Annotated in this window: 28 protein-coding genes and 2 pseudogenes; all 30 read right to left on the minus strand. The window is 43.3% G+C overall.

Translation table 11 applies throughout. The annotated features are described in order from the left end of the window. Nucleotides 1-15: 15 nt before the first annotated feature. On the minus strand, nt 16-444 hold the full coding sequence (gene fliL, locus G4V62_RS03810) for a flagellar basal body-associated protein FliL (RefSeq protein WP_165199420.1): 429 nt from the start codon (nt 442-444) through the stop codon (nt 16-18). Then, nucleotides 414-653 carry a flagellar FlbD family protein gene (locus G4V62_RS03815; RefSeq protein WP_165199421.1) on the minus strand — a complete coding sequence of 80 codons (240 nt, stop codon included), beginning with the start codon at nt 651-653 and terminating at the stop codon, nt 414-416. Before G4V62_RS03815 ends, fliL begins: the two co-directional genes overlap by 31 nt. Before the next feature lie 42 nt (nt 654-695). Further along, nucleotides 696-2,018 (minus strand): flagellar hook-basal body complex protein, encoded by a 1,323-nt coding sequence (locus tag G4V62_RS03820; protein WP_165199422.1) that lies wholly within the window; start codon nt 2,016-2,018, stop codon nt 696-698. An 83-nt stretch (nt 2,019-2,101) separates the two neighbouring features. Continuing rightward, nucleotides 2,102-2,683: a flagellar hook assembly protein FlgD gene (flgD, locus tag G4V62_RS03825; protein ID WP_165199423.1), complete on the minus strand. Its 582-nt coding sequence runs from the start codon at nt 2,681-2,683 to the stop codon at nt 2,102-2,104. 9 nt (nt 2,684-2,692) lie between these two features. Beyond that, nucleotides 2,693-3,991 carry a flagellar hook-length control protein FliK gene (locus G4V62_RS03830; protein WP_246218242.1) on the minus strand — a complete coding sequence of 433 codons (1,299 nt, stop codon included), beginning with the start codon at nt 3,989-3,991 and terminating at the stop codon, nt 2,693-2,695. Nucleotides 3,992-4,016: 25 nt separating this feature from the next. Continuing rightward, nucleotides 4,017-4,589, minus strand: a complete 573-nt coding sequence (locus tag G4V62_RS03835; RefSeq protein WP_165199425.1) for a MotE family protein — start codon at nt 4,587-4,589, stop codon at nt 4,017-4,019. A 15-nt stretch (nt 4,590-4,604) separates the two neighbouring features. Continuing rightward, nucleotides 4,605-5,042 carry a flagellar export protein FliJ gene (gene fliJ / locus G4V62_RS03840; RefSeq protein WP_165199426.1) on the minus strand — a complete coding sequence of 146 codons (438 nt, stop codon included), beginning with the start codon at nt 5,040-5,042 and terminating at the stop codon, nt 4,605-4,607. 1 nt (nt 5,043) lies between these two features. Then, nucleotides 5,044-6,363, minus strand: a complete 1,320-nt coding sequence (gene fliI / locus G4V62_RS03845; RefSeq protein WP_165199427.1) for a flagellar protein export ATPase FliI — start codon at nt 6,361-6,363, stop codon at nt 5,044-5,046. Beyond that, on the minus strand, nt 6,296-6,787 hold the full coding sequence (locus G4V62_RS03850; RefSeq protein WP_165199458.1) for a FliH/SctL family protein: 492 nt from the start codon (nt 6,785-6,787) through the stop codon (nt 6,296-6,298). Before G4V62_RS03850 ends, fliI begins: the two co-directional genes overlap by 68 nt. Continuing rightward, complete coding sequence (locus G4V62_RS03855) at nt 6,742-7,101, minus strand: FliH/SctL family protein (RefSeq protein ID WP_165199428.1); 360 nt, start codon at nt 7,099-7,101, stop codon at nt 6,742-6,744. The genes G4V62_RS03850 and G4V62_RS03855 overlap by 46 nt, the downstream gene beginning before the upstream one ends. After that, nucleotides 7,094-8,110: a flagellar motor switch protein FliG gene (fliG, locus tag G4V62_RS03860; protein ID WP_165199429.1), complete on the minus strand. Its 1,017-nt coding sequence runs from the start codon at nt 8,108-8,110 to the stop codon at nt 7,094-7,096. The genes G4V62_RS03855 and fliG overlap by 8 nt, the downstream gene beginning before the upstream one ends. Before the next feature lie 24 nt (nt 8,111-8,134). Beyond that, nucleotides 8,135-9,742 (minus strand): flagellar basal-body MS-ring/collar protein FliF, encoded by a 1,608-nt coding sequence (gene fliF, locus G4V62_RS03865; protein ID WP_312855423.1) that lies wholly within the window; start codon nt 9,740-9,742, stop codon nt 8,135-8,137. Between the two features lie 36 nt (nt 9,743-9,778). Further along, the gene (gene fliE / locus G4V62_RS03870; protein WP_165199430.1) at nt 9,779-10,078 is read right to left on the minus strand and encodes a flagellar hook-basal body complex protein FliE; all 300 of its coding nucleotides are present in this window, start codon (nt 10,076-10,078) and stop codon (nt 9,779-9,781) included. Between the two features lie 21 nt (nt 10,079-10,099). Further along, a pseudogene (flgC, locus tag G4V62_RS03875) lies at nt 10,100-10,551 on the minus strand (flagellar basal body rod protein FlgC). Between the two features lies 1 nt (nt 10,552). Continuing rightward, entirely contained in the window at nt 10,553-10,948 is a 396-nt protein-coding gene (gene flgB, locus G4V62_RS03880) for a flagellar basal body rod protein FlgB (RefSeq protein WP_165199431.1), read from the minus strand. A gap of 484 nt (nt 10,949-11,432) precedes the next feature. Beyond that, entirely contained in the window at nt 11,433-12,212 is a 780-nt protein-coding gene (gene codY, locus G4V62_RS03885) for a GTP-sensing pleiotropic transcriptional regulator CodY (RefSeq protein ID WP_165199432.1), read from the minus strand. Between the two features lie 23 nt (nt 12,213-12,235). Then, entirely contained in the window at nt 12,236-13,633 is a 1,398-nt protein-coding gene (gene hslU / locus G4V62_RS03890) for an ATP-dependent protease ATPase subunit HslU (RefSeq protein ID WP_165199433.1), read from the minus strand. A 96-nt stretch (nt 13,634-13,729) separates the two neighbouring features. Then, complete coding sequence (gene hslV, locus G4V62_RS03895) at nt 13,730-14,272, minus strand: ATP-dependent protease subunit HslV (RefSeq protein WP_165199434.1); 543 nt, start codon at nt 14,270-14,272, stop codon at nt 13,730-13,732. Between the two features lie 22 nt (nt 14,273-14,294). After that, nucleotides 14,295-15,197 carry a tyrosine recombinase XerC gene (gene xerC / locus G4V62_RS03900; RefSeq protein ID WP_165199435.1) on the minus strand — a complete coding sequence of 301 codons (903 nt, stop codon included), beginning with the start codon at nt 15,195-15,197 and terminating at the stop codon, nt 14,295-14,297. Nucleotides 15,198-15,266: 69 nt separating this feature from the next. Next, nucleotides 15,267-16,571 (minus strand): FADH(2)-oxidizing methylenetetrahydrofolate--tRNA-(uracil(54)-C(5))-methyltransferase TrmFO, encoded by a 1,305-nt coding sequence (gene trmFO / locus G4V62_RS03905; protein ID WP_165199436.1) that lies wholly within the window; start codon nt 16,569-16,571, stop codon nt 15,267-15,269. 21 nt (nt 16,572-16,592) lie between these two features. Further along, on the minus strand, nt 16,593-18,668 hold the full coding sequence (topA, locus tag G4V62_RS03910) for a type I DNA topoisomerase (RefSeq protein WP_165199437.1): 2,076 nt from the start codon (nt 18,666-18,668) through the stop codon (nt 16,593-16,595). A 70-nt stretch (nt 18,669-18,738) separates the two neighbouring features. Next, entirely contained in the window at nt 18,739-19,584 is an 846-nt protein-coding gene (gene dprA / locus G4V62_RS03915) for a DNA-processing protein DprA (protein WP_165199438.1), read from the minus strand. A 136-nt stretch (nt 19,585-19,720) separates the two neighbouring features. Then, a pseudogene (gene sucD / locus G4V62_RS03920) lies at nt 19,721-20,619 on the minus strand (succinate--CoA ligase subunit alpha). Between the two features lie 19 nt (nt 20,620-20,638). Next, complete coding sequence (sucC, locus tag G4V62_RS03925) at nt 20,639-21,802, minus strand: ADP-forming succinate--CoA ligase subunit beta (protein ID WP_165199439.1); 1,164 nt, start codon at nt 21,800-21,802, stop codon at nt 20,639-20,641. A gap of 76 nt (nt 21,803-21,878) precedes the next feature. Then, nucleotides 21,879-22,199, minus strand: a complete 321-nt coding sequence (locus G4V62_RS03930) for an EscU/YscU/HrcU family type III secretion system export apparatus switch protein (RefSeq protein WP_165199440.1) — start codon at nt 22,197-22,199, stop codon at nt 21,879-21,881. Continuing rightward, nucleotides 22,187-23,419, minus strand: a complete 1,233-nt coding sequence (locus G4V62_RS03935) for a TP0910 N-terminal domain-containing protein (protein ID WP_165199441.1) — start codon at nt 23,417-23,419, stop codon at nt 22,187-22,189. Before G4V62_RS03935 ends, G4V62_RS03930 begins: the two co-directional genes overlap by 13 nt. 15 nt (nt 23,420-23,434) lie before the next feature. Further along, the gene (gene rnhB / locus G4V62_RS03940; protein WP_165199442.1) at nt 23,435-24,208 is read right to left on the minus strand and encodes a ribonuclease HII; all 774 of its coding nucleotides are present in this window, start codon (nt 24,206-24,208) and stop codon (nt 23,435-23,437) included. Continuing rightward, nucleotides 24,201-25,100 (minus strand): ribosome biogenesis GTPase YlqF, encoded by a 900-nt coding sequence (gene ylqF, locus G4V62_RS03945; RefSeq protein ID WP_165199443.1) that lies wholly within the window; start codon nt 25,098-25,100, stop codon nt 24,201-24,203. The genes rnhB and ylqF overlap by 8 nt, the downstream gene beginning before the upstream one ends. Nucleotides 25,101-25,124: 24 nt before the next feature. Next, nucleotides 25,125-25,289, minus strand: a complete 165-nt coding sequence (locus G4V62_RS19735) for a S26 family signal peptidase (protein ID WP_312855424.1) — start codon at nt 25,287-25,289, stop codon at nt 25,125-25,127. Nucleotides 25,290-25,412: 123 nt separating this feature from the next. Next, nucleotides 25,413-25,599: transposase (locus G4V62_RS03950; RefSeq protein ID WP_165199444.1), on the minus strand; the 187-nt coding region annotated here is incomplete at its 5' end.

Here is a 25,599-nt window from a genome sequence, read left to right on the forward strand (position 1 = left end):
TGTCCTCACCCCCCCTTACTGAAGAACAAAGGATGTTGTGTATACACGATTGACTTGTCCTTCTTGAAGGTCTTCATTCAGCTTATTCTTCACCATGTCTTCAAACAAAGCCATGCTGTCATCTTGTTTAAAAGCTTCTCGGTCCATTGATGAAAGCTGATGAATCAAAATGTTATTGATTTGAAATGCTCTTTTTTCCAGCTCTATCTTTCCAGCTTCTGTATCAGCTTCAATCGTCAGTTGCAGCTTCACAAAATCATTCGAGCGCAAATTTGTCGTAATTTCTTCTGTCGTATAAGAGCGAGCGATGAGGTCATCAACGCTTTTCTCTGCATTTGCTGTAGGCTCCGGCTGAAAAAACATCCAAATGAATACACCGAGCAATACAACAACAATGATAAATAAAACGGCGATCATTCTTTTTGCGGATTGGCTTGCAAACAATGCTCATTCCTCCAATAATTTTCGGATGAGGTATGAACCTGCTGGTGATATTCGATCATTTTACGAACGACCAGCTTTTCGTCCTCGAGAACGACGTATGTCTTCCCATTTGTTAAAGTAATCGTTGTGTCAGGGTGAGATTGGATCTGTTCAATTAGCAGCGCATTCACGTGAAATGTTTTTCCGTTTAGACGAGTGACTTCAATCATAGTTGTCAGAGCCCAGAAGTAGCTACGGGCTCTGCTCCCTCCCTATCGCTTCAGATTGACAAGCTCTTGTAAAATCTCATCAGCGGTCGTAATTGTTCTAGTGTTTGCTTGAAAACCACGCTGCGCAACAATCATTTCCGAAAATTCTTCCGCCAAGTCCACATTGGACATTTCTAAGGTTCCTGGAGTTACTTTTCCGAACACACCGCTTCCAGGTCGCCCAAGCTCACCAAGTTGTAATCCGTTGCCATCTGCATCTGGTGACCCAGAGTTCGCAGTTGCTTTATATAAGTTATCACCAGATTTTTCCAAACCGCCATTGTTTGGAAAGGAAGCGAGCATCAATCGTCCGGCTACTTGTAATTTCCCGAGTCCATCAACGAAAGAAACTGTACCGTCTTCACCGATTGAGAAGCTCACTGCACTTTTTGGAATTTGAATTAATCCCGCCTGATAACTTAATCCTTGTGAAAATTGAGGCTCGGTCGCAGCGACAGCAGCCGCTTCTGCCAATTCGATCGATTCAACTGGGACTTGCATTAATGGCATAACATCGCTTAGAAGATCATCGATTGTTACAGTGTCATCGCCAGCATCAATCGCTTCAAGGTCTGTTTTCAATTTTTCTAAGTTTGTCACTTGCGTTTCCAATCCAGCGCCAAAATCGTCATTTGCGTCTTCAAGAGCATCTTTAAAATCATCAATACTTGAAACAAAATCATCAATTGCGTCAATGATTTCATCTTTGTCTTTAGCTTTTGATAAACCTTCATTGAGTGTTGTGACAGCGGTAATAAAATCCTTAAGACCGCCATCAATAAACGCTTGGGCATCTGCACTTTCCGTGTCATCTGGCATCATTTTTTGACCGGTTTCACCAATCAGGTAAAGTCCGTCTGCATTGACAAGGTAGCCATCTTCATCTAAAAAGAAACGACCAAAGCGGGTGTAGCTTAAATCCATTGCATCATCTATCGCACCTGAAGTGATTTTGTTGTCTCCAATCGCATTCGTACCATCCTTATTAACGAGGGTGCCATTCGTAATAGACCCGACTACGAAAAAGCCGTCGCCTCTTAGGGATAAATCAAGATCTCTAGAAGTCTGCTGAGTTGACCCCTGTGTATGGAGCGTATCGACCGTGGTCACTGTGCTCCCAAGCCCGATTTGTTTCGGGTTAATCCCACCTCGACCTTGCGCAGCAGCACTCGCTCCTGAAATCGCTTGATACATTTGATCTTTAAACGTGACCCGATTTTTCTTAAAACCAACTGTGTTGACGTTGGAAATGTTGTTTCCTATCACATCAAGTTTAGTTTGAAAGTTTCTCATTCCACTGATGCCTGAGTATAAAGAACGAAGCATTTAACCTTCCTCCTATATCCTTTTAATTTCGAACAGCTGACCACGATGGGCTTTTTTCACCGTTCAAAAAAATCTCGTTTTTCTTACTGACTGAACATGTCCATTGACGAAGAGCTTTGACTTTGACCATTCACCGACTCTTCTTCAACTGGAGGATCTTCTTCAACTTCACCGATAGGCGGTTCAATTTCTTCTAACGGGATATCCTCATCTGTTTCACTGCTCTCTAATGATACTTGCACAATGTCTTTCTCAGAAAGCACCGTTCCATCCTCGAGTTTATAAGAAATTCCGCGTTGAGCTTGAAATACAGCAACCACTTTACCTTCCGTAGCCATCCCACTTTCACTTGCATACGTGACATATTTTCCAATTAACTCACTGGCACCCGTTAGCGCATTTTGCGATTGGTTAGCCGCAAAATCATTAAATGATTTATTGAGGTTCGCCATCTGTTCCAATGAAGAAAAGTTCGCCATTTGCGCGATAAAGTCTCGATCTTCCATCGGATTCGTCGGGTCCTGATGTTGCAACTGAAGAATAAGCAACTGAAGAAAGTCATCTTTGCCTAACTCACTCTTGCTTTTTGTTGACGGCGCATCTTTTTGCTTCGTATGAGCTTCTCTAGCAGTTGGCAAATCATACTCGCTCCCAATTGTACTCATGGCGACCTCCTAAATTTGTAAATTCAATAACTCTTGTTGAAGCTCTTCTAAAAACCGCTGTTCTTCATGTGGTGTATCTTCTTCATGTTGTTGCTCTTTAGACTGCTGTTGCGATTGTTCATCGGACCCTTTTTGCAGATGCTGATCGCTTTCTTCAACGGTTGTAAATTCGATCCGATCAATTTGCACATGTTGTTGGCTCAGCGCATGACGGAGTTGATGAACGTTTTGCTCTAACAACTCTTTAGTTTGTGCTGCATGGGCTGTTACTAAAGCAATGATCCCTTGAGGAGACTGCTGAAGTCGGACAGTAACTTGACCAAGGTGCTCAGGCTGCAGTTGGATAGTCAAGCGCCCGGGAACAACCTCGCTTCGACCGAGCATAAATTGCTTCATCCCATGGTCTAGCTGATTAAAAATGACTTGTGTGGACTTCCCAGATGAAGTAGACGCAATATCAACGTTTTGTGTCCCTCCACCTAACGGGGTCGTGAGTGCTTGGGGATGAATATTTATACCTTTATCCTTTGCAATCTGGACTGGAGGAGAGTCATTCCCGTCTAACAGTTGAGCCTTTTTCATCGCTCCCATCGATGCCCATTGTTGTTCTATCCCACTTCTCGTTGCTTCCATACGGTAAAGTATTGTTTTGAGCTCTTTCCATTGTTCAGGAGACTTATCTTTAAAAGATATGATTTTTGCTAACTGTGCGACGTCTTGAGAGACTTTCTCCATTGACTTCTCAGCGGTCGAACGAGCTTCTGATGCTTGAACAGTGACCATAGGCTTAACCTTACTTGCTGTAACGCTTTGATGAATCAGCTGAATCAGGCGAGCATCGAGAGGTTTTTTGTCATTGCTTGCAACTTCTTGCTTAATGCTAGGTAAAGGAATGTCCGCTTTAAGTAGTAACGTATAAAGTGCTTGGAGCTGTGAGTGACTCTCGTCTTCCCCAGGATCATTGACAAGCTCTTCAACTGCCGCTGTTAATGATTGCATCGTTACTCCTTGCATGGATGTCTCACTAAGGCTCGCAAACCATTGGTCCATCTCTTCAACAGTGAGATCAAGTTCGGCCATGATTGATTTCAACAAAGTCATCATTTCTAACATTTCTGGCGACATATGTTGTATTGCGGACGAATGTAAAAGGGTCTCTGATACTTGTTTATTCCCTTGTCCTTCTAAAGAGGTTTTGAATAACTGACTAAACAGGGGGCTGACACCCGCATCCTCTTTTCGTTCCCCTTTCGATACACCTACTGATTGGGCTCCACCTGCAAGAGGCAATGACCCGTTTAACTGCATCTTCACTCGATTCACCCCCTTTCTTTTAAGGAATTGTACTTGCAATTGATTCAGCAATTGGTGCTGCCTGTGCAGGATCCATACTTTCTAAAATTGAAGCACGTTGATCAGAACCCATTTTCATTAAAAGTCGCATCACTGTGTCAGACTCCATTTCAGCGAAAAGGTCAGCTGCCTTTGATGCTGTCATCTCTTCAAAAGTCTTTAATGTCTCTTCTTCTTTTTGAGCTTTTGTTTCACGCTGAGCTTCAAGCTGAAGTCGATTCGACTTTGCTTGTTCAAGCTCATTCTCTAGCGTTTTAATTTGCGTATCTTTTTGTTCAACAGCAGCCTGCATATTTTTAATCTCTTGTTGCTGGTCTGTGATCATCGATTCAAGCTGCTGGATTGTCGCTTCAGAAGATTGCTCTTGCTCGTCCTCTGGAGGAATCCACTCATTCACAACTGGTATAGATGACGCGATCGACCTGCCCGTATCGAGCACATTCATCCCCATTGCCTGCATAATGAAGACAGTTAATGCGAGCGCCGCCCCTATTGGAAGAATAATGATAAAAAAAATCCATGAGAGGCGCTTTTTTGTTTTTCCTTTACTCATAAGCCTCACCTACTCTCACGATTTAAAATGATGCTGAACGGCCATTTCATCCAGCATTTTGACCTCTTGCCGCTCTCTTTCAAGCTCTTGATTCCGCAAATCATTGCGCTTCAAATGCTCGTATTTTTTTTGTTCTATACTTTTAGATGCTAAGTCTTCTTGTTTTTGTCCCATCTCCGTACGGGCATTTGCAACCTCTGTTTGCTTGTGATCAATGAGCTTTTCCATCGTCTGCAAATGAGTTTGTAGACGTTGAATCTCAAGCAATGAACACCCTTCTTGAAGCTGCTTTTCAAGCTGTGCGGTCGTTTGCTCTTTATCCTTCAGCATGTGGTACAGCTGTGTACCTTCCCGCCTAAACGTTTCCACTGACTGCTCGTAAGCAGCCCGCGCATCCATTGTTTCATAGCTTTTCAGACTAATAATGGTGTCAAATCGATGCTTCTGCGCCATGTTATCCCTCCGTTATTTGCCTCAACGCATCTAACGTTTGCTCGAGACGATACGATTCGTCTGTTTTTTGCTTAAGAAACGAACGAATTTCAGGCATTTTAGTCACAGCTTGGTCCACTTCTGGTGATGACCCACGTTTGTAAGCACCAATTTTGATTAAATCCTCTGCTTCATCGTAGCTAGCCATCCACGTACGAATTTGTTCTGCAAGGGTACGTTGCTCATCAGAGGTAATGTGATTCATTAAACGACTAATGCTTTTCAGAACATGCACCGCCGGAAACTGTCCCCGGTTAGCAAGCTCACGGTCAAGAACGAGATGACCGTCTAAGATTCCACGAACCGCATCAGCAATCGGATCATTTAAATCGTCTCCATCGACAAGGACTGTGTAGATTGCGCTCATTGTCCCATTTACGCTGTTGCCAGCTCTTTCTAGCAATCGTGGAAGCATCCCAAATACAGAGGGCGTATACCCTTTGGTCGTCGGTGGCTCACCTGTAGCAAGACCAATCTCTCGTTGCGCCATTGCTACCCTTGTGACAGAGTCCATCATAAACATGACATTCATCCCTTGTTCCCTAAAGTGTTCCGCAATGGCCGTAGCTGTGAAGGCACCTTTAAGTCGCATTAGGGCGGGTTGATCCGACGTAGCAACAATAACAACTGATTTTTTTAACCCATCAGGTCCTAAGTCGCGTTCAATAAACTCTCTTACTTCACGACCACGCTCACCAATTAAAGCAATTACATTCACATCAGATTCGGAATTTCGCGCGATCATACCAAGCAACGTGCTTTTTCCGACCCCAGAACCAGCAAAAATACCCATTCGCTGCCCTTTACCCATTGTGAGTAAACCATCAAGTACCTTGACACCTAATTCAAGCGGCTCGGTAATTGCCGGACGCTTCAACGGGTTGATCGGATCGCTGTCAGAGTTTACATACTGCACACCTTTTGCCAGTAACGAAGAGCGATCTAATGGCTTTCCAAGCGCATCAAGCACTTGACCAATCAAATCTTTTCCAGCTGGTACGTAAAGAGGTCGATTCGTCGCTTCAACGAGCGAGCCAGCAGACACATCTTGCATGCTGAAAAATGGCATGAGGAGCAGATGATCTCCTCGAAAACCAACAACTTCAGCTGGTACACTAGATCGACTCGGGTGATTAACATGAATGTAGCACACATCTCCAATAGAAGATGGCGGCCCAATTGATTCAACCATCAAGCCAACAACGCGATGTACTCTACCGTACTTCTGAAAGGTATCTGTCTTCTGGATGATATCGATGAGCTCGCTCAAATGCCTTGTCATATGCCTCCACCTCGTCCACTGTCAATTCAAGGGCTTTACGAATTTCGTTCAGCTGACTGTCGACACTTGCATCAATTCGACCGTTGGAAGTCTCCAAGTAGCAGTCCCCGAATTGGAGATCGTCATCCGGATAGACGAGAAGGTCCTGGCCCGGTTTCTTCACCCGCTCTTGCTGTTCAGACACAAAAAGATACTGCTCTGGAGACACATACAATTTAACGACATCTGCTTCCTTGACCTCCTTAAGCAATGCTGAAACAACACACCTAAGGCTTTGCATGTTTTCAGCTGCCTGACGCGTTACTCTGGAAGCAACCGCAAAGGCTAGCGCAGCTATGTCTTCCTCTGCTTGTTCAATCGTTTGCGACCGAATGTTTGTTAAGCTTTCGACAATATCTGACGCGATCGCCAGTTTTTTTGATATAGTGCTTCAGCTTCCTCTCGCCCCGCTTTAAGCCCTTCCTCTTTTCCTTGTTCGCGAGCTTCGAGGAACAACGCCTCTTTTTCTTTTACAGCTGCTTCTTTTAGCTGCCGAATGTCTTCCTTCTTTGCTTCATAATAAGCTTCAGCTCTTTGAATGATCTCTTCCGCCTCTTGTTTTGCAGCCCATCGTTTTTTTTCAGCTTCTGCCTCATGATCTACCTTGGCAATCTGCTCTTCCTGCTCCTGAATAGGTGTGTATAAATTTATTTGCCGACCTTCATTTTTCTTTGAAGTCGTCTTTAAGATTCTAGACAATGATATCGTCTCCCCCGCCTCTGGCAATCACAATATCACCAGCTTCTTCAAGGTTTCGAATAATCGTCACAATGCGCGTCTGTGCCTCTTCAACATCACGCAATCTCACTGGGCCTGACAAGTCCATCTCATCTTTAAAAGTCTCCACCATACGTTGAGACATGTTAGAGAAGACCACTTCTTTAACATCTTCGCTGGCAACTTTTAGAGAGAGCATCAGGTCATCGTTATCTACTTCACGAATGATTCGTTGAATTGCCCTTGCATCCAACGTGACAATGTCCTCAAAGACAAACATCCGCTTCTTAATTTCTTCAGCAAGCTCAGGGTCTTGAATTTCTAATGACTCAAGAATGGTTCGTTCAGTGGACCGATCGACCCCATTTAACACCTCAACGACAGCCTCAATGCCTCCAGTTTGTGAATAATCATGTGACACCGTTGATGACAGCTTTCTTTCTAAAATCGTTTCAACTTCATTGATCATTTCAGGGGAGGTGCTTTCCATTAAAGCGATCCGTTTGGCAATGTCGGCCTGCGATTCCTGTGGCAGTGAAGATAGAATCTGTCCTGCTTGATCTGAATCCAAATAGGAAAGAACTAGTGCAATTGTTTGCGGGTGCTCGTTTTGAATAAAGTTGAGAACCTGTGACGCATCTGCCTTTCTTGCAAAATCGAAGGGACGTACCTGTAACGACGAGGTCAAACGTGTGATCACTTTTGTCGCTTCATCTGAGCCAATGGCCTTTTCGAGGACTGTTTTCGCGTACCCAATTCCCCCTTGGGTAATATAGTCTTGAGCCATGACTAAATTATAAAATTGGTCTAAGATCTGATCTTTAAAAGAGCTTTCGACTTTTTTAACTGCGGAAATTTCCAACGTCAGTTTTTCCATTTCTTCTTCTGACAAGTGTTTAAATATATTTGCCGACAATTCTGGTCCAAGTGAAATTAAGAGAATGGCAGCTTTTTGCTTTCCGGTTAGGTCATAAGTTAATGGCCTCGCCAAAGCAAGTCACCTCCTTTTCGCATATTAATCTTCAGACAGCCATGTTCTAAGTAGCTTGGCAAATTCGTCTGGATGCTCCAACGCCAACTTTTCAATTTGTCGTCTTTTCATAACTTCCTCTCCTTCTTCACGAGGAATATCTTCGACCTCATCATCTACAAAAGACAGACCACCTTGATCATACTCAAGCTCTTCCTCTTCAACACGATTTTTCCGCCGACTCCATAAAACAATGAGTGCAATGAGCAAGGCCACACCTAGCCCAGCCATGACGTAAATATTCCACAATGGCAAGCCTGAAGATGGTTCGTTTGCAAAATTGACTCTTCCATTGAATGGCTGCATCGCAACAGAAATATTTTCAACGAGATCAACATCTTGCTCTTGACGGACACTCTCTGGGACAGATGTTCGAATGATTTTCGTAAGAATTTGTGAAATGTCATCCTGCAATTGTGTTTGCTCAGCAGCGGACAACACCTCTCCATTCGTATTTGGAATTGTCGGATCAACGAGTACTTGAATCCCGAGGTTCCTTAACTGATATGGACTTTCAACGATGTTCTTTTGAATACGAGAGACGTCGTTATTAATCCGTTCCTCGATCCGTTCGTAATCGCCATTTTGTCCGCCATTGACTTCCGCATAATTTGTGATGTCATTGTCAGCTGTTCCTGCGATGCCGCCGGCTCCTGCTCCTTGGCCTTCAAATGCCTCAGTAATTCTTTCAACACTGACTTGAATGCCTTCCATATCTTCTTCATTGACAGGAACGACGAGGTTTTCTGTGCGATTTTCCTGAGTAAAATCAATGTCTGCTGTTACTGTGGTCACGACTCGGTTATAACCCATAAGCATCCCGAGCATTTGTTGTACCCGCTCTTTAATATCCTCTTCAATTTGACTCTTCACTTCGAGCTGATCAGAAAAGGTAGCAAATGACTGCTCATCGCTTCCTTTCAGCGTTAAGTGGTTAAAGTTTTGATCCATAATCTCAATGTTTTCTGGCGGCAATGAGGGTACACTTTTTGAAACGAGATGGTACAGCGCGTTAATTGATGACTGGTCTACATTGGCACCAGGTGCGATTTTAAGAACAATCGCCGCTGAAGCCGGCTGGTCTGTTTCATTCACCCACACTGAGCTCTCTGGAATGTTGATCATGACCTTTGCATCGTCAATATTGGATATTGACGTAATCATTTGCGCCAATTCATTTTGCATTGACTCTAATTTGACCATTTGAAACTCGTTCTCGGTCATACCCATGCCCATTTGATCTCCGAAAAATGAATAATCGATATGCCCAGTTTCTGGTATACCTTCTGCAGCAAGCTCCACACTTAAAGCTTCTGCTTGATCTTCCGGAACCTGAATAGACGTACCATTTGCGCCAATTTCTGAAGCCACACCCTTAGAGTCTAAATTCGCTTTAATCTGCCCGGTTTCTTCAGGCGTAAGATTGTTATAAAGTGTGATTAACGTCGGGTTTGCTCCGCGATATGTAACAAAGGATAAGCCAATAATGACGAGGAAGAGAGCGCTGATGAAGCTGACCTTTTGCCATAGAGGCCGTTCATTCCAGAAGGCCTTGATGCGTTCCCAATACTGCTTAAAATTATCTTTCATCATTCCCCCGGTTGCCCCTTCTTCGGTAATATGCTGTGATTAAATCTGCATCCTCATCACTTCTTGATATGCACTTACAACCTTATTACGTACTTCCATCGTAAGTTGTAAAGATAAACCCGCCTTTTCTTTCGCTATCATCACTTCATGAAGGCTGTCTACCTTTCCAGTTGCAAGCTGTGTCGTTTTTTCATCTGAGATTTCCTGTTGCTTCTGAACTTGATCTAAGGCATTAAACATTGCTTGTTTAAATGATTGCTGCGCTTCTGCAGGTGATACCTCTGGCGTAGGTCGCGGCAATCCACTAGGCAGTTGAATATTCTGTGAAATTCCAACCATATGTTATTCCCCTCCCCACTGCTATTTTCCAATCTCTAACGTTTTCATCAGTATTCCTTTAGAAGCATTTAAAGCTGTGACATTCGCTTCGTAGCTTCTTGTCGCACTCATCAAATCAACCATTTCCTTAAGTGGGTCTACATTCGGTTTAAGCACATACCCTTCCTCATTCGCATCAGGATGTCCAGGATGATATTGCTGCAAAAAGGCGCATCATCCTCAACAATGCTTTCCACTTGAACGCCTTCCCCCGCTTGAGCATACTGCTGACGAGCAGTCTGCAAATAATTTGAAAATGTTGAATCCTTAGGTGCAATGTTAACCATTTTTCTTCGATAAGGTTGCCACTGACCGTCTACAAGCTCTGCACGAGTCGAATTTGCATTGGCAATGTTAGAAGAAATGACATCCATACGTAACCTCTGTGCTGTTAAAGCAGAAGCACTAATATGTAGTGGAGTAAACAACGTCATATTATGCCTGACCTCCTTTTATGACTGATCGAAGAGATTGGTATTTTCCATTCAACCGATCAACAAGCGCATAATAATGCATTTGATTTTCTGCCATCATCGCCATTTGCTTGTCGATATCTACAGCGTTTCCGTTGTGGTGATAAGATGTTTGTTTTGACTGGATCAGATAAGGCGTATTTGTTTCCTTAGAAAAAGGGATGTGAGCAGCATTTGTTTTTTTTGCTACGAGAGATTCCTGCGCATTATGTAACGTGTCTCTAAAAGATATAGATCGTTCTTTATATCCAGGAGTATCTGCATTGGAGATATTTTGAGCTATTACATTTTGTTTCATCTGCGCAAATCCTACTGATTTTTCCAATGCAGTAATAGTTGAACTCGCCAAAAGACTCATATCTTTCCTCCTTTATTCGACATAGACTGACAATAACGTGGTTTATTTCATTAATTTTCCTTCATCTGATCTCTTGTATTGTAAATAATATTAGTACCGTTGTCTATAATATCTAAAATAGTCATCATAATTCATCCGAAAGAACTAACATTACGTGGTACTTTAGGTCTAAAATTAAATTCTTATTAAGAATATTGTCGTTTATAATACTATCTCATAAAAAATGCAGGCTTTTGTCATAGCGATTCTTACAAAAAGATGACATCTCCCAATATGTTTACTTAAAAAAGCCGTCTCTCTATGAGAGAACGGCTTTATCATTTGTATTCACTGAACTAACAATGGGACAAAATTGAGCTAGATTTTGCAAATGGTTGTCAATCAACGTGAGAGACGCAAATACAATTAACGAAAAGCAAGCGTGTCAACAAACAAAAACCGCCTCCTAGAGAGGCGGTTATAAAACTGCATAACAGTCGTTTGTTTAGTTAGCTTTCAACTTTTCAAGCTCAACAAGAAACTTATTGTTTAACACTTTAATGTAAGTCCCTTTCATTCCTAAAGAACGAGATTCAATGACACCAGCACTTTCAAGCTTTCGAAGAGCATTGACGATCACAGAACGTGTAATCCCGACACGGTCAGCGATTTTACTTGCGACAAGCAAGCCTTCGTTGCCATTTAGTTCTTCAAAGATATGTTCAATCGCTTCAAGTTCACTATATGAAAGAGATGAAATTGCCATTTGCACAACAGCTTTACTGCGCGCTTCCTCTTCAATCTCCTCTGCCTTCTCACGTAGAATTTCCATTCCAACAACTGTTGCACCGTACTCAGCTAACACAAGATCGTCGTCAGCGAAAGAATCGCTGAGACGCGCAAGAATTAATGTCCCTAGACGCTCGCCCCCGCCAATAATAGGGACAATTGTCGTTAATCCATTTTTAAATAGGTCTTTATTTTCAACTGGAAATGCTGTGTATTCACTTTCAACATCCAGGTTTGACGATGTTTCTGTAACGTTAAATAAACGGTTTGTATAATCCTCAGGAAACTGTCGATTGCTTATAATCTCTTTCATACGATCATTCTCAATTTCCTGACGAATAGAATAGCCTAAAAGCTTACCACGACGGCTAATCACAAAAATGTTAGCTTGAATGACTTCCTGCAATGTTTCAGCCATATCGCGAAAATTCACTGGCCGTCCTGCTGCCTTTTGTAACATTGCATTAATTTCTCTTGTTCTTTCTAGTAACTTCATTTCTAAATATCCTCCTTGAATGACTATAAAATGTATTGGCTTAAATCACGATTCTTTACGATTTCTGACAATTTTTCGTCAACGTATTCTGGGGTAATGCGAATGGTATCTAACGTTATATCAGGCGCTTCAAACATGAGATCCTCTAATAATTTCTCGAGAATGGTGTGCAATCGACGCGCCCCGATATTATCAGTATCTTCGTTAACCGTCGTCGCAATCGATGCAATCCTACGTATAGCATCGTCAGAAAATTCAACGTTTATACCTTCAGTGGCCAAAAGTGCTGTATATTGTTTAAGAAGTGCGTATTTTGGCTCCATTAGAATGCGAACAAAATCTTCTTCTGTTAAATTGTTTAGTTCGACACGAATAGGAAAGCGTCCTTGAAGTTCGGGAATCAAGTCTGATGGCTTACTTTGGTGAAAGGCACCGGCTGCCACGAATAGAATATGATCTGTTTTTACTGGACCATGTTTTGTAACAACCGTCGCTCCTTCAACAATTGGAAGAATATCTCGCTGAACACCTTCCCTAGAAACATCGGCACCGTTTTTATGATCTTTCCCAGAAATTTTGTCAATTTCATCGATAAAGATCATGCCACTTTGCTCGACACGATGAACTGCTTCTTGAATACATTCATCGACATCGATTAATTTCTGTGCCTCTTCCTGAATAAGATAGGGGCGCGCCTCTCGAACTGATAGTTTTTTCTTTTTCGTTCGTTTGGGCATAAAATTAGACAGCGCATCTTGCATATTCATTCCCATTTGTTCCATTCCAGAGCCTTGCAACATATCAAACATAGAAGGCTGCTGTTCTTCAAGCTCAATCGTAATCATATGATCCTCCAGCTCACCTAAAGCCAATTTATGAGCAACTTGTTTCTTTTGCTCATTTCGACTTTGTTGCTCTTCTGAAGCGGAAGATTGATTTTCCTCGGATGATTGATTTCCAAACAACATCTCAAGTGGATTTTTATAAGATGTCTGCTGCTTTTTTGAAGGTACAAGTAAGTCGACAATTCGTTGATCAGCTTGCTTCTTTGCTGGCTCCTGCACACGCTCCATTTGTTCCTCTTTGACAATTCGAACGGCGCTTTCAACGAGATCGCGCACCATCGACTCGACATCGCGACCAACATAACCGACCTCAGTAAACTTTGTCGCCTCCACCTTAATAAAAGGAGCGCCGATAAGCCTTGCAAGCCTTCTTGCAATTTCCGTTTTCCCTACACCCGTCGGCCCAATCATTAAGATATTTTTTGGTACAATCTCATCTCGCATTTTTGAATCTACTTCATTACGGCGATATCGGTTGCGTAAAGAAACGGCGATCGCCTTTTTTGCTGCTGTTTGTCCTACAATCGATTGATCGAGTTTTTCGACGATCTGTCTTGGGGTTAAGGATTTTTGCAAGATTGTTCCTCCTTCACAGTACCTTTGTCACTTTCAACTGAAATCAGAGCCACTTTTATGTATTCCCCTTTTTCAGAAAAATAATGTGACATTTTTTCAAAGTTTTTCAACGATGATTTGATCGTTTGTATATACACAAATCCGGCTCGCTGTTTCCAATGCTGCTTTAGCAATCGTTTCCGCACTCAATTCAGGTGCATACTCTTTCAGTACACGTCCAGCAGCTAGCGCATAGTTCCCCCCAGAACCAATTGCTAATATCCCGTCATCAGGCTCAATGACCTCGCCTGTACCAGAAACGAGAAAAAGGTGTGACTGATCCATAACAATAAGCATTGCCTCCATCCGGCGCAATACTTTATCGGAACGCCATTCTCTAGCAAGCTCGACACTGGCTCTTTGAAGATTACCCTGAAACTCTTCTAGCTTACTTTCGAACATATCATACAGTGTAAATGCATCTGCTACTGATCCTGCAAAGCCAGCCAAAACACGACCTTGATAAAGCTTCCTCACTTTTCTCGCAGTGTGCTTCATAACGACAGCATTGCCGAGTGTCACTTGGCCGTCTCCTGACATTGCCGCTTCACCATTTTTTTTAATGGCAAAAATCGTCGTCGCGTGAAACGTCTGTTCCATCTCCTTGTCCTCCTTCTAACTGTCATGCCCTAGGATGGGTGTTCATGTACACGTGGCGAAGGCGATCCTTTGTCACATGTGTGTACATTTGTGTCGTAGACAAATTTTCATGTCCTAGTAACTCTTGCACAGAACGCAAGTCTGCCCCCTCATTTAGCATATGGGTCGCAAAGGTATGCCTTAACGTGTGTGGGCTGATATGAATATGAAGAGATGCGTCTTTTACTAGTTTGTTTAACACTTCACGTACAGAGCGTTCAGAAAGAGCCCCACCCCGATGATTTAAAAATAAGGCATCTGTTGTTTGGGAGGACTTTTTCAAAAGCTGAACACGCCCTTCCTCAATATAAAGACGAAGTGCGGCGTGAGCAAAACTACCAAATGGGACAAAGCGCTCTTTTTTGCCTTTTCCCCGAACAAGGACAGCGTCGACAGAAAAGTCAACATCTTGAAGACGTATTGATGTACACTCTGATACACGAATACCGGTTGCATACATCAATTCGAGCAAAGCTTGATTTCTTTGTCCGAGATTCGAGGTCTGATCTGAAACCAAAAAAAGTTGATTCAATTCCTTCTCATAAAGAAACTGAGGGAGCTTTCGTTCCGCCTTCGGTATTTGAGAAAGAACAAAAGGATTCTCCTCGACGTACGCTTCCTTCATGAGATAATGGTATAAACTTCGCAAAGCAGAGACTTTCCGAGCTACTGTTTTTCGTGCATATCGCTGACGGTATAAGTAACTTAAGTAGCGGCGCACATCTGCATGAGAAACAGCAGCAAAGTGAGTGAACTGTTGCTGCTCTAAATGATGAACGAACTGCTCAATATCTCTCTGGTAACTTTGTAGCGTGTGAGCCGAATAAAGCTTCTCCACCCGAAGATATTTAAGAAATTGCTCTTTGTGTTTATCATACGTTTGCAAATCATCTCACCTCATATGAAGGCACTCAAATCGTACCATACTTAATTAGTAAGATGCAATCGAAAATCATTAGATTGATGAAAAATTCTGAATTGACTCCAGTGCACGCCGAGCGATTGTTTCATTCCGCTCTTTTTTATTTTTTATTTTTTGCTCAAGTGGCGGGAATAAGCCAAAATTAATGTTCATCGGTTGGAAGTCTTCTGGATTAGCTGACGTAATATAACGTGCTAAGCTCCCGAGAGCCGACTCAGCCGGAAGAACAACAGGCTCCTCTCCCCGAACGATACGTGCGGCATTCAGTCCTGCCATTAACCCTGAAGCAGCTGATTCCACATAGCCTTCAACACCGGTCATTTGACCTGCAAAAAACAAGTCAGCTCGACCTTTATATTGGTAGGTCGGGAGCAATAGACGCGGTGAATTTATAAATGTATTCCGATGCATTACGCCTAAACGAACAAATTCTGCATTTTCAAGCCCGGGAATTAAACGTAAAACTTCTTTTTGTGCTCCCCACTTCATATGTGTCTGAAATCCGACAATATTGTAAAGTGTGCCTGCACCGTCATCTTGCCGAAGCTGCACGACAGCAAATGGGCGTTTACCCGTCCGCGGATCCTCAAGACCTACTGGCTTCATTGGTCCAAACAACAATGTCTGTTTACCCCGCCGAGCCATCACTTCTATTGGCATACATCCTTCAAAAAACATGTCTTTTTCAAACGGCTTAACTTCTACCGTCTCCGCAGCCATGAGCGCCTCATAAAAACGATCAAATTCTTCCTCCGTCATTGGGCAATTTAAATAAGCTGCCTCGCCTTTATCATAACGTGATTTTAAGTAAACAATGTCTTCATCAATTGAATCTCTTTCAATGATCGGTGCTGCTGCATCAAAGAAATAAAGATCCTCTTCACCCGTTAACTCGCGTAATGTTGCACCGAGACGATCGGACGTAAGCGGTCCTGTAGCCACAATCGTCGGTTCATCCGTTAGATCAGTCACTTCCTCCGAAACAACAGTCACGAGCGGATGCCCTTTTACCTGCTCTGTTACGCGAGCAGCAAACTCATGCCGGTCAACCGCAAGTGCCCCTCCTGCCGGGACTGCACAGGCGTCGGCTGATGAAACAATCACCGAATCAAGTGCGCGCATTTCTTCCTTTAATACACCAACAGCGTTCGTAAGTGCGTTCGCTCTAAGAGAGTTCGAGCAAACCAATTCAGCAAATTTGTCTGTATGATGCGCCGGTGTTTGCTGAACCGGACGCATCTCATGCAAAACCACCGGGATTTGGCGCTTGGCAAGCTGCCATGCCGCCTCACTCCCGGCTAGTCCTGCGCCGATCACGTGAACAGGACGTTGAGACATTTCATCACTTCCTTACTTCCTTTATTCTTGTGGTTCTTCTTTATAATCACACTGCGTACATTGAATTTGTTTGCCCTTTTTTATTTTTTTCTCGACTAAAAGAGCGTTACATTTTGGACAAGGACGGGAAATCGGCTTATCCCAGGAAATAAACTCACATTCTGGATAACGGTCACACCCGTAAAAAATCCGGCCTTTTTTACTTTTGCGCTCCACAATCTGACCTTCCTTACAACGTGGACACCCTACACCAATTTCTTTTACAATCGGCTTTGTATTTCTACAGTCAGGGAAGTTCGAGCATGCCATAAACTTTCCGTAACGTCCCATTTTGATGACCATCGGCGACCCACACAGTTCGCAATCGACGCCAGCGGGCTCATCTTTAATTTCCACTTCCTGCATCTCTTTTTCGGCGACTTTTAAGCTCTTTTCAAACCCCTTATAAAATCCATCGATGACTTCGATCCAATCCTTTTGCCCTTCTTCAATTTCATCCAAGTCCTTTTCCATTCCAGCCGTGAAATTCACATCAATAATTTGCGGGAAAAACTCTAATATGAGTTCTAAAACAATTTCACCGAGCTCTGTCGGTACGAACCGCTTATTGTCTAACGTAACGTAGTTGCGACGTTGGATGGTATCTAAGGTTGGTGCAAACGTTGACGGACGACCAATGCCAAGCTCCTCAAGCGTCTTGACGAGCCTTGCCTCTGTATATCGCGGCGGCGGCTGCGTAAAGTGTTGCTTCGGTTTAAAGGCTTCAGCTTGGACGATGTCCCCTTCTTCTAAAGGTGGCAAAATCCGATCTTCTTCCTTTTTATTGTCATCGTTACCTTCTACGTACACTTTCATAAAGCCAGCAAATTTGACCTTGGACCCTGTCGCTCTAAAGGTTACATTATTGTTTGTCAGATCGACACTCATTGTATCCATCACTGCCGGTGCCATCTGGCTTGCTACGAAACGCTCCCAAATGAGCTTGTATAAACGCAGCTGATCTCTTTTTAAGACTTTTTTCAACGAACTAGGGTGACGGAGTGCAGACGTTGGCCGGACAGCCTCATGGGCATCCTGAGCGTTCTCAGAAGGTCCTTTTGTTTGTTGCCTTCGTTGAACGTATTCCTTACCGTAGTTTTCTTCAATATACGTACTGACTTCTTGTAATGCAGAAGCTGATATCCGCGTCGAATCTGTACGCATATATGTAATAAGACCAACCGTTCCTTCTTTCCCGAGGTCAATCCCCTCATAAAGCTGCTGGGCAAGCATCATCGTTTTCTTCGCACGAAAGTTTAATTTTCGTGCCGCCTCTTGCTGTAATGAAGATGTCGTGAAGGACGGTGCCGGATTACGCCGCCGCTCCTTTTTCGCGACGGAGGCGACTTTAAGATCCTTGCCGTCCATCTGTTCTAAAACGTCATCAACGTCTTCTTTCGTTTTTAACGGGCGTTTCTTCCCGTCCACTCCATAGAAAGAAGCTTCAAAAGCTTTGTTTCCCTTCTTAACCTCTGAAGTGATTGTCCAATACTCTTCTGGTATGAATTTTTTTATTTCATTTTCTCGCTCGATAATAAGCCGCACAGCGACAGATTGAACTCGACCGGCGCTCAGCCCCTTTTTTACTTTTTTCCAAAGTAACGGAGAAATATTGTATCCAACCAGCCGGTCAAGAATACGACGAGCTTGCTGCGAATCAACAAGTTTCATATCTATTGCACGTGGGTGCTTAAATGATTCCTTGATCGCATCTTTCGTAATTTCATTAAAAACGACGCGACACTCTGATGCTTCATCGATTTGTAAACTATGAGCCAAGTGCCAAGCAATGGCTTCACCTTCGCGATCAGGGTCAGCTGCAAGATATATCTTCTTTGCTTTTTTTGCTTCGTTTTTTAGCTCTTTTAAAACTGGACCTTTTCCACGTATCGTAATGTATTTAGGCTCATATTGAGCTTCAACGTTTACTCCCATTTGACTTTTCGGGAGATCACGTACGTGTCCCATCGATGCTTTTACTTTGTATTTTTTTCCTAAATATTTTTCAATGGTCTTTGCCTTTGCAGGCGATTCCACAATGACCAGGTAGTCTGCCATAGAATTCGGTTCCCCCCAAAGAGGTGTGAATTAAAATCTTCCCTATTATTAATGATTTATCTACAGTTTGTCAAACAATAGATGGATTGATTGCCTCCAAAGAAACATTTTCGTCAATATCTGAAGCAGTAAATACAGGGGTTGCCCCGTCCCGAATCAATTCATTACTACCTATTGCATAAGGTTCATAAATAGACCCTGGAATGACATAGACATCCCTATTCTGCTCGACCGCATAATGTGCGGTAATTAATGATCCGCTTCGTTGTTTTGCCTCCGCAATTAACACCCCTTGACTGAGACCACTAATCACGCGGTTTCTTGCTGGAAAATGCCACTTTCTCGGGGGCGTATTTGGCGGATATTCACTTACAAGCCACCCTTGCTGAACGATTCGTTGGGCCAAGTTTGTATGTGCTCTAGGATAGATATGATTTATTCCACTGCCGAGAACAGCGATCGTCATTCCACACGAATGCATGGCGATCTCATGAGCGATGCGATCTGCGCCATAAGCCATCCCACTCACGATACACCAATTACGTTCTACTAAGGGCGGTAACACATGCTTTAAAGCAGGACGAACAGCAGGGCTTGGATGCCGAGAACCAACGACGCTTAGAGCTTTTGTTCGTGGCGGCCAGTTCTTTCTCCCTTTCACATAAAGGACATGAGGAGGAGCAAAGATATGTCTTAAGAGATGAGGATAAGAATCATCAAAACGGGTGTGAATGCTAATGTCATGGAGCTGACAAACAGATGAAATGGCTTTGAAAGTCGTTTGCTGAAGCTCGGAATGGATGCGAGAGGCTTGTTGCAGGGGAAGGTGTAGAATTTCTGCGAATGCTGAGGGTGAAGCTTTATCGATCCATGCTAACGTTGCATCGTATTCTAAGGCATTTTTATAGTGTGCCAACGACCATACAGCACAGAGTGAAGGCGGATAAGGCGTTTCTTTTCGACGAGCAGCAAAGCATCAAATCCTTTCTTTGTCATTTCGTTTTTCTTAGGTAAAAGAAAAGCCCCTGGATGCAGGAGCTTTTCTTAAGGAGTTAAGAGCGTGCTTTTTCAAGCAAATTGTTTTCTTCAAGTACAGAAATCAACGTTTCACCCATCACAGCAGGTGTTTCAGCTACCCGAATACCACACTCATTTAACGTTTTAATCTTCTCATCAGCAGTCCCTTTTCCACCAGAAATAATGGCGCCTGCATGCCCCATTCGCTTGCCTGGAGGTGCTGTGCGACCACCGATAAATCCGATAACAGGCTTCGTCATATTGGCTTTCACCCATTCAGCAGCTTCTTCCTCTGCTGTTCCACCGATTTCACCAATCATGATGACAGCGTACGTATCCTCATCTTCGTTAAACGCTTTTAGGACATCGATAAAATCTGTGCCGTTGACTGGGTCTCCGCCGATACCAACTGCTGAAGATTGACCGATACCTTCTTGAGACAATTGGTGAACGGCTTCGTATGTCAATGTACCTGAACGGGATACAACACCAATGTGGCCCTTTTATGAATGTATCCTGGCATAATCCCGATTTTACATTCATCCGGCGTAATAACCCCTGGACAGTTTGGACCAATTAAACGAGTTTTGCGTCCTTCCAAGTACTTTTTCACTCGAACCATATCAAGAACAGGAATACCTTCTGTAATACAGATCGCTAAGTCTAGCTCAGCATCGGCAGCTTCCATAATGGCATCCGCAGCAAAAGCAGGCGGGACATAAATTACGGAAGCCGTAGCTCCTGTTTCTTCCACTGCTTCAGATACAGTATTAAAGACGGGTACACCTTCAACTTCGGTGCCGCCTTTTTTCGGTGTTACACCCCCGACAATTTTCGTACCGTATTCGAGCATTTGCTTCGTATGGAAAAGCCCTGTAGATCCTGTAATGCCTTGGACAATGACTTTTGTGTTTGCATTAATAAAAATACTCATCGAATCTCCCGCCTTTCTTCTACTGTTGTACTAGCGATACGATTTTTTGCGCAGCATCGGACATAGAATCTGCCGCAGTAATGTTCAATCCGGATTTCTTTAGAAGCTCTTTACCAAGCTCTACATTTGTCCCCTCTAAGCGAACGACAAGTGGAAGGGTTAAACCGACTTGTTTTGTCGCCTCAATAACACCTTCGGCAATGATGTCACAGCGCATGATCCCTCCGAAAATGTTAACGAGGATCCCTTCAACATTTTTGTCAGACAAAATGATCTTAAAGGCCTCTGTTACTTTCTCAGCTGTAGCACCTCCGCCAACATCAAGGAAGTTTGCCGGGTCACCGTGATAGTGCTTAATGATATCCATTGTTGCCATCGCCAAACCAGCACCATTAACCATACAACCGATATTTCCATCAAGTGAAATATAGCTTAGGTCATATTTAGATGCTTCGATTTCTTTTGGATCCTCTTCAGAGAGGTCACGATACTCCAACAAATCTTTTTGTCGGTAAAGTGCATTGGAATCAAAATTTAATTTAGCGTCCAATGCCATAATTTCACCGTCACCGGTCACGATCAATGGGTTAATTTCTGCAATAGAACAGTCTTTTTCAACAAAAGCTTTATAAAGCCCCATCATAAAAGCAACTGCCTTCGATAGCTGGGCAGCAGGAATATTAATGTTAAAAGCCATACGACGCGCTTGGAATCCTTGCAAGCCAACCGTCGGATCAACATATTCTTTAAAGATTTTCTCTGGCGTTTTTTCAGCGACCTCTTCAATCTCGGTGCCGCCTTCTTCAGATCCCATTAAAACGACTTGAGATGTTGCTCTGTCAATAACAACACCTACATAAAATTCTTTTTGAATATCGCAACCTTCTTCAATTAACAGACGCTTTATTTCTTGTCCTTCTGCACCTGTTTGATGGGTTACCAAAGTCTTGCCAATTAGCTCCTCAGCATATGCTTGGACGTCATCAAGAGATTTGGCAAGTTTAACACCGCCAGCTTTTCCACGCCCACCTGCATGGATTTGCGCTTTGACTACAGTGACATCCGATTCAAGTGACTTAGCTGCTTCCACAGCCTCTTCAACAGTAAAAGCCACTTTTCCATTTGGCACGGCAACGCCGTATGATCTGAGGATTTCTTTGCCTTGGTACTCGTGAATATTCATGCTTGATCCTCCCTTTATATGTATCATTTGTAACAATGACAACGTATCCATTGTATATAAGAACTACTGGACTTGTCTACTCTTGCTTCTTAAAGGTTGTAGAAACATTTGCCTTTATGTTTCGTTCAGAGTATGTTTCATTTACATGGTAAATGTAGGCAAGTATTTCTGCAACAACGCTATATAACGCTTCTGGAATCGTTTGATTAAGCTCAAGTACTTGTAGTGCTTCTGTTAAATTAGCGTCTTCATGAATAGGAATTCCGTGTGCTTTTGCGCGAGCTAGAATGGCTTCGGCCGTATCTCCGCTTCCCTTTGCTACGAGCTTCGGTGTAGAAAGGGCTTCGCTATCGTAAGAAAGCGCGGCTGCTTTCTTTTGCTGCTTTAAATTCTCCATTCTCTTCCCTCCTCAACAGGCACTTGGAAAGATTCCACCCAGCTTAAATCGTCGTCCACTGTGGGCACCTTCTGTTCGATATATGAAAGGGTATAATCAAGTGCAGATAACTTTTCCCTTAATTGAGAAGATGTTTCGTGGAGTACGTGGGATACCTTTTCGTCTTCATGGATGAATTCAATCGACACTGCACGATTTTGCACACGTACATCGAGCAAAACTTCCCCTAAAACATCAAGTCGTAGACAAAAAAACAAACGACAAAAATCAGCATCCAACTCTCCTTCGTTTGTATGCTGTCCTTGATACTGCACAACTTGATCACCTTGGTTGTCAGAAAAATGCAGAAAAAATGTTTGACCTGTCCCCTCTCTTTCCTTCGATAAATGCGAAAAAAGCTGTAATTTGTGTAATAAGTCTTCAGCCTCTTTTGCAGCAGGCGTATTGCCTTGCTCAGAGGCAAACGACTGCAATAACTGTTGAATGGATGGTCGTTCTTTCGTATTTTCCTGTACATTGACAAACGATGACCACGAGCGCAGTAAAGCGATGCGATCGTTTAATCCGCCCTCTTTTGCAGTCAAAGGGAGGAGTAGCTCAAGTGCTTGCTTTAATGTGTTTGTTGTTTGTGTTGGCTCAGCCAATTGCAGGCTATGAAGCAATCGATAGGCTTTAGCGGCAGTGGTCTGGTCAGTCTCTGAATGAACCCATTGGGTCAATGAACGAAATAATGGCTCAGAGGGAGGAAGCGAAAACCGTGCCATCGTTTGCAACATTGTTATATTTTCCGGTGTTTTACCAAATTGTCTGAATAATGATTGCCATTCAGCAACTTCAGTCTTACTAAGCGCTGCTTTACCTCCTACTGCTTGTGCTAGCCAGTCCGGAAGTGCCGCCGTCGCCAAAGAGGTGCGTTGGTTCGTCGCTTGCGTTTGGGTTTGTGTCTGTAAGGGCAATTGAGCATCAGGAAGGGTGCGTAGACCAATTGGCGGTCCTTCCCCTTCGTTTTTATACACTTGGAATACATAAGACTGCTGCGGCTTAACAGGCGTGTTTAAGACGGCATCTACACGCTTTCCTGCTAATAGCACAACGGCCGTTTTCGTTTCTGCCTTAACCTCCAGAACTCTACCGCGCAGAACTTGTCCTTCTGTAAGCATTAACGGCTGGGGGGGACGCTGCATCGTCGTACTAAGCATATCCATTAACTGCTGCAGCAAGATACATTGCCTCCTTCACGCTTTCTGTTCAATAAGCTCCTTGATTGGCTGAAATGACTTACGATGAAGCTCACAAGGACCATGCGCCTTTAACGCTTCTAAATGCTTTTTTGTACCATACCCCATATGCTCGTGAAACCCGTACTGTGGATAACGATACGCCATGCGTTCCATAAGCTCATCCCTCGTCACCTTAGCAACAACCGAACCGGCAGCGACAGAGATGCTTTTTTGATCTCCCTTAATCAGCTTTGTTTGAGGAGTTGAAATGGCGAGCTTCATTGCATCGACGAGGACGTGGTCAACACGTTGATTCATATTTTCAATTGCTTTAACCATCGCTAATTGTGCAGCTTTATAAATGTTCATTGCATCAATTTCTTCTGCTGTTACAATGCCTACACCTGTGGCAAGTGCATTGTCCATGATATATGTATAGCAAGCTTTGCGTGCAGCCGGGCTCATCTTCTTGGAGTCATTTAAAGCTGGGTAAAAAAAGTCATCTGTCAACATAGCAGCACCTGCGACGACAGGGCCTGCAAGCGGCCCTCGTCCTGCCTCATCAACTCCCGCAATCCATTCTTTGCCTTGCGAACGTAAATCTTTTTCGTACGCTGCCATTTGTTCAAACCGTTCAGCTTCTTTTTGCGCTAATAGCCGCTTACGTTCATAGCTTTGAATGAGACGCTGGACACCTGCGCGTTGATCTTGCTTTAATGCATTGATCTCCGCTGGTGTTACAGACTGTTGCTTCAGGCGTCGGCGAATATCGTGAATGGTCTCACTCACTAGGAGCTTCTCCTTTATTATCGGCTTCACTCTTTACGTGTTTGAGTTCAGGACTTTCTAAAGTAAGCCTCCCAAGCTGACCTGAACGTAGCTCACGAAGAAAAAGCTCTGACGCCTTTTCTGTGTCGACAATACCGCCTCGTTGCATACAGCCTCGTTTTTGTCCGATGTTTTCTAATAGTGTAAAGGGTTCCTGTTCAAGATCCTCCAGACCATATCGATCTTTTACTGCATCTGGGTACACTTTTTTTAAATAAGATACACCGTACACTGCCACCTCTTGATAATCAATTAAATCGTCTTTAATACCACCTGTTACCGCAAGGCGGTAGCCAACTTCAGGATCTTCAAATTTAGGCCACAAAATCCCAGGAGTATCCAGTAAATCAATATCCGCTTTTGTTTTAATCCATTGCTGTGCTGTCGTAATCCCTGGCCGGTTACCAGTCTTCGCTACTTTCTTTTTTGCCAGCATATTAATCAGTGTTGATTTCCCTACATTTGGAATCCCTAAAATGAGCGCTCTTATATTTTGCGGTCTTCTTCCTTTTTGACGCTGCTTCTCGCGCTTCTCAGCGACAAGGGACTGACAAGCGTTTAATAAGGCTGTAGCTGACTTTGCTTTGTGAGCATCTACTGCGATGGCTTGAATACCCTTCTCTTTATAAAAGCTAAGCCATTCCTCAGTCTTTCTTTCGTCTGCAAGGTCACTTTTATTTAAAACTAGGATTCTCGGCTTCGCTTTTGTCATTTCGTCAGTCATTGGATTTCGTGCTGATTCAGGTAACCGTGCATCGGTCAATTCAATGACCACATCTATTAATGCGATCTTTTCCATCACTTGCCGCTTGGCTTTTGCCATATGGCCGGGATACCACTGAATTGGCTTCATTTCCTTCACCTACTTTTCACTCTATTATGGTGCCAGGTGGAAATTTTTGATCGGCCAATAGACATATTGCGCCTCTCCAATCACCTGGTCTTGATCTATTCGTCCAATCGACCGCGAATCTTTACTCATACGGCGATGATCGCTAACACAACAAATACTCATCTGAAACGGGCTGCACAACGAAATCATTTGTCAGACGGCCATTCTTTTTATTTTTTAAATCGAGTTAATTTCATAAGTCCCTTTTTTAAAAGAGTGTAGAGTAGTCCCTTGGTGTTTTACATGTTTTTTTAAAATATATCGTGCTTTAATTCACGCTGCCTTGGACATTTGTTCTGCTTTCATCTTTTTAATTCGATCTGTGGCCATTCTGGAGGCATTATAAACAAGCGTCACCAATTGGAAATGAAGCCTTGCCTTCTTACCTGTCCGATGACGGACATGATTGAGTCCAAAGAATTCTTTTAGATATGCGTTGACCCTTTCGACAGCGGTTCGC

It is taken from the genome of Litoribacterium kuwaitense, assembly GCF_011058155.1.
GTDB classification, from domain to species: Bacteria; Bacillota; Bacilli; order Bacillales; family DSM-28697; genus Litoribacterium; species Litoribacterium kuwaitense.